The sequence below is a fragment of the Sphingomonas sp. Ant20 genome, from assembly GCF_000783375.1.
GTDB lineage: Bacteria > Pseudomonadota > Alphaproteobacteria > Sphingomonadales > Sphingomonadaceae > Sphingomonas > Sphingomonas aerolata.
Map to the genome: position 1 here is coordinate 1 of NZ_JRVI01000168.1, position 4,125 is coordinate 4,125.

The following is a 4,125-nucleotide window of genomic DNA, read 5'->3' on the forward strand; positions in this document are numbered from 1 at the left end:
CAGATCAGCCCGATGCCCGACAATCGCCGATCGCGAGCATCCGCGCCGCGCGCCCGCCGCGCCCCGCCGCAAGTCCGGCCAACCCGCCAGCGACCAGCACCAGGATCGCGGTGCCCCATGCCGCGGGATCGGGCAGCACGAACCACAGTGCGATGCCGCCGCCAAGCCCGACCGGCAACCAGGTTATGAGCTGATCGCGCTCCGCCTCCAGCCAGCGTTCGATCGCCCGGCCCGGCTCCGCCATCCAGGGCGGCACGCCCATTTGTCGCCGCCGGGGACGCATGCTAGAGGCGGCGACGGCTGATCCGGCCATCGTTTCTACAGTCTGGGAGCACCCGCGGTTGGGCGCAATATCTGATACGGATGCCGTCGTTTCGGCCGCACCCGTGGTTACTCGTTTCGCTCCGTCGCCGACGGGGTTCCTGCATCTTGGCGGCGCACGCACGGCGTTGTTCAACTGGCTGTTCGCCAAGGCGAACGGCGGCAAATTCCTGCTGCGTATCGAGGATACCGACCGCGTGCGGTCGACCCAGCCGGCGATCGACGCGATCATCGACGGCATGCGCTGGCTGGGGATCGACTGGGACGGCGACGTCGTCATGCAGTTCGCCGGCGCCGATCGCCACGCCCGCGTCGCGCACCAGATGGTCGAGGCCGGCCACGCCTATCGCTGCTACATGACCAATGACGAGATCGCGGCGATGCGCGCGGAGGCGCAGGCGGCCAAGAAGCCGCTCCGCATCCGCAGCCCGTGGCGCGACCGTCCGGCAAGCGAGGCCCCCGATCTTCCCCATGTCGTCCGCCTGCGCGCGCCGCAGGAAGGTGCGGTCACGATCGAGGATCGCGTCCAGGGATCGGTGACGGTCCGCAACGAGGAAATCGACGATCTCGTCCTCCTCCGTTCGGACGGCACGCCGACATACATGCTCGCGGTCGTCGTCGACGATCACGACATGGGCGTTACCCACGTCATCCGCGGTGACGATCATCTCAACAACGCGTTCCGGCAGCTGCCGATCTACCGCGCGATGGACGCGATCGAGGGCGGCTGGCCCGATCCGATCTATGCGCACATCCCGCTGATCCACGGCCCCGATGGTGCCAAGCTGTCCAAGCGTCACGGCGCCGTCGGCATCGAGGCGTATCGCGACGAGATGGGCATCCTGCCCGAGGCGTTCGACAATTACCTGCTGCGGCTCGGCTGGGGGCACGGTGACGACGAGATCATCAGCCGCGAACAGGCGGTCGAGTGGTTCGACCTGTCGGGCGTCGGCAAGTCGCCCTCGCGCTTCGACCTGAAGAAGCTCGAGAATCTGAACGGCCACTATATTCGCGAGGCCGATGATGCGCGTCTGGCCCAGCTCGCCGCCGATCGGCTCGGCCATGCCCTGCCCGGTGGCGGACTCGACCTTCTGACTCGCGCCATGCCGGTCCTGAAGCCACGTGCAGCGAACCTGAACGAACTCGCCGAAGGTTCGAATTTCCTGTTCAGCCAGCGACCTTTGGCGATGGATGACGCCGCAGCGAGCCTTTTGCAGGGTGAAGCGAGTGCGATTCTGACGAACGCGCATGCTGAACTTGACGCGCTCGACAAGTGGGATACGGAAGCGCTCGAAGGCGCGGTACGGCGCGTGGCCGAAGCGCGAAGCCTAAAGCTCGGGCAGGTTGCACAACCCCTTCGCGCCGCGCTGACCGGTCGCAAGACGTCGCCGGGAATATTCGATGTGCTCGACCTGCTCGGGCGTGACGAGAGCCTCGGTCGGATCGCCGACCGGATGGCAGACTGATAAGATTTCGAGGAAGGATACAAGCATGAGCGAGACCGCAAACCTCAAGGTCGACGGCAAGGAATTCGATTATCCGGTCATGTCCGGTACGGTCGGCCCCGATGTCATCGATATCCGCAAGCTGTACGCGCAGACCGACAATTTCACCTATGATCCGGGCTTCACCTCGACCGCCTCGTGCCAGTCGAAGCTGACCTATATCGACGGCGATGCGGGCACGCTGCTCCACCGCGGCTACACGATCGGCGAGCTCGCCGAACAGTCGAACTTCATGGAAGTCGCCTATCTGCTGCTGAACGGCGAACTGCCCAGCGAAGAAGAGCTGTCGACCTTCTCGAACACGATCACGCGCCACACGATGGTGCATGAGCAGCTCGCGCAGTTCTTCCGCGGGTTCCGTCGCGACGCGCATCCGATGGCGATCCTGTGCGGCGTCGTCGGCGCGCTGTCGGCCTTCTATCACGATTCGACCGACATCCACGATCCGGCACAGCGCGTCATCGCGTCGCATCGCCTGATCGCCAAGATGCCGACGATCGCCGCGATGGCGTACAAGTACAGCGTCGGCCAGCCGTTCGTCTATCCGGACAACACGCTGAGCTACACCGGCAACTTCCTGAAGATGACGTTCGCCGTGCCAGCGGAGAAGTACGTCGTGAACCCGATCGTCGAAAAGGCGATGGACCGCATCTTCATCCTCCACGCCGATCACGAGCAGAATGCGTCGACCTCGACCGTCCGTCTCGCCGGCTCGTCGGGCGCCAACCCGTTCGCGTGCATCGCGGCCGGCATCGCCTGCCTGTGGGGCCCAGCACATGGCGGCGCCAACGAAGCCGCGCTCAACATGCTGCACGAGATCGGTACGGTTGACCGGATCCCCGAGTTCATCGCCCGCGCGAAGGACAAGAACGATCCGTTCCGCCTGATGGGCTTCGGCCACCGCGTCTACAAGAACTACGATCCGCGTGCGGCCGTCATGCAGACGACCGTCAAGGAAGTGCTCGGCGAGCTGGGTGTCACCGACCCCGTGTTCGACGTCGCGATCGAGCTCGAGCGTCTGGCGCTGAGCGATCCCTACTTCATCGAGAAGAAGTTGTTCCCGAACGTCGACTTCTATTCGGGCGTCATCCTCTCGGCGATCGGCTTCCCGACCTCGATGTTCACCGTTCTCTTCGCGCTTGCCCGCACCGTCGGCTGGGTCGCGCAGTGGAACGAGATGATCACCGATCCCGACCAGAAGATCGGCCGTCCGCGCCAGCTCTACAGCGGCCCGACGCAGCGCGACTATACGCCGATGGCGTCGCGCTGAGATGAAGCTCCGGCCGATCCTGATGGTCATCGGCGTGCTGTGCGCGCTGATGGGGTTCCTGTGGATCGGCCAGGGGCTTGGATATGTCCATTGGCCGCGATCGAGCTTCATGCTCGATCAGCGGCCTTGGGCGGACCGCGGCGCCGCGCTCGCGGTATTAGGCCTGGTACTGATCCTGGCCGCGCGTCGCCTGCGTCGGTAACGACAACACGAACCGAGCCCCCTCGCCGATCGCGCTGTCGATCGTCAGGTCGCCGCCCATCGCGCGTGCCAGCCGCCGCGCGATATAGAGCCCGAGGCCGTTGCCGCCCGGCTCGGACGCGTCGACCCGCTCGAACTTCTCGAAAATTCGCGCATGATCCGCGGGCGCCACGCCCTTGCCGGTATCCGCGACGACGACGGTCACCTGATCGCTCCCCGTATGCGTCGTCACCTGCACCGCGCCACCCGACTGCGAATAGCGCACCGCGTTGCCGATCAGATTGACCAGGATCTGCAACACGCGCCGGAAATCACCGCGCGCGACGACGCGGGCTTCCGCGGCGGGCCGGGTGATCGTCACGTTTGCGTTGCCCGCCCGCACCGCCAGCAGCCCGGCAGCACGCCGCGCAATATCGGCCAGATCGATCGTCTCGAGAAGCAGCGCGAAGTCGGGCCGCTCGACCGCCTGAAGATCGACCAGATCGTCGACCAGCGCCAACAGATGGCGGCCGGCATTGGCGATATCTGCCGCATAATCGGCATAATCGGGCTGCACCAGGCCATCGGTCTGCGCATGGATACTGTCGGCGTTCGCAACGATGCGCGCCAGCGGCGTCCGCAGCGCACGGTCTAGCCCGGCGGTGAAGGTCGGCGACAGCTGGTCCGCCCCCGCCGGCCGCGGCTTGGCGGGCGGCATGGTACGTCCGCGGGATCGTCGACCAGTTGCCCGCTGCCGATGAACCCCGCAAAGGCACGTTCCGCGTCACGGCGAACCACGGCGCTCAGCATGATCGCGCGGCCCGACCCCCGCAGCCGCGCGGGCTGTGC

At 66.0% G+C, this 4,125-nt stretch carries 5 protein-coding genes; 3 read left to right on the forward strand and 2 right to left on the reverse strand.

All coding sequences use genetic code 11. From position 1 onward, the window contains the following. Positions 1-4: 4 nt before the first annotated feature. Positions 5-262, reverse strand: coding sequence for a hypothetical protein (locus tag NI18_RS16690; protein WP_037531600.1), 258 nt, complete (start codon positions 260-262; stop codon positions 5-7). A gap of 19 nt (positions 263-281) precedes the next feature. On the opposite strand from NI18_RS16690, the gene gltX reads away from it, so the two are divergent. From gltX to NI18_RS16705, 3 genes are read left to right on the forward strand one after another with little or no spacing between them, the layout of a single operon-like run. Continuing rightward, the gene (gene gltX, locus NI18_RS16695; protein WP_081874311.1) at positions 282-1,787 is read left to right on the forward strand and encodes a glutamate--tRNA ligase; all 1,506 of its coding nucleotides are present in this window, start codon (positions 282-284) and stop codon (positions 1,785-1,787) included. Positions 1,788-1,812: 25 nt separating this feature from the next. After that, positions 1,813-3,096, forward strand: coding sequence for a citrate synthase (locus NI18_RS16700; RefSeq protein ID WP_031395755.1), 1,284 nt, complete (start codon positions 1,813-1,815; stop codon positions 3,094-3,096). Position 3,097: 1 nt separating this feature from the next. Then, on the forward strand, positions 3,098-3,298 hold the full coding sequence (locus tag NI18_RS16705) for a hypothetical protein (RefSeq protein WP_031395754.1): 201 nt from the start codon (positions 3,098-3,100) through the stop codon (positions 3,296-3,298). Here the strand turns inward: NI18_RS16705 and NI18_RS16710 are convergent. Further along, positions 3,254-3,994 carry a HAMP domain-containing sensor histidine kinase gene (locus NI18_RS16710; protein ID WP_052149274.1) on the reverse strand — a complete coding sequence of 247 codons (741 nt, stop codon included), beginning with the start codon at positions 3,992-3,994 and terminating at the stop codon, positions 3,254-3,256. The two genes, NI18_RS16705 and NI18_RS16710, sit on opposite strands and share 45 nt — an antisense overlap. Between the last annotated feature and the right edge of the window lie 131 nt (positions 3,995-4,125).

Bases quoted from the DNA above. Each gene is read 5' to 3' on its own strand.
- NI18_RS16710 (WP_052149274.1), bottom strand. From the start codon at position 3,994: ATGCCGCCCGCCAAGCCGCGGCCGGCGGGGGCGGACCAGCTGTCGCCG.
- gltX (WP_081874311.1), top strand. From the start codon at position 282: ATGCTAGAGGCGGCGACGGCTGATCCGGCCATCGTTTCTACAGTCTGG.
- NI18_RS16700 (WP_031395755.1), top strand. From the start codon at position 1,813: ATGAGCGAGACCGCAAACCTCAAGGTCGACGGCAAGGAATTCGATTAT.
- NI18_RS16690 (WP_037531600.1), bottom strand. From the start codon at position 262: ATGGGCGTGCCGCCCTGGATGGCGGAGCCGGGCCGGGCGATCGAACGC.
- NI18_RS16705 (WP_031395754.1), top strand. From the start codon at position 3,098: ATGAAGCTCCGGCCGATCCTGATGGTCATCGGCGTGCTGTGCGCGCTG.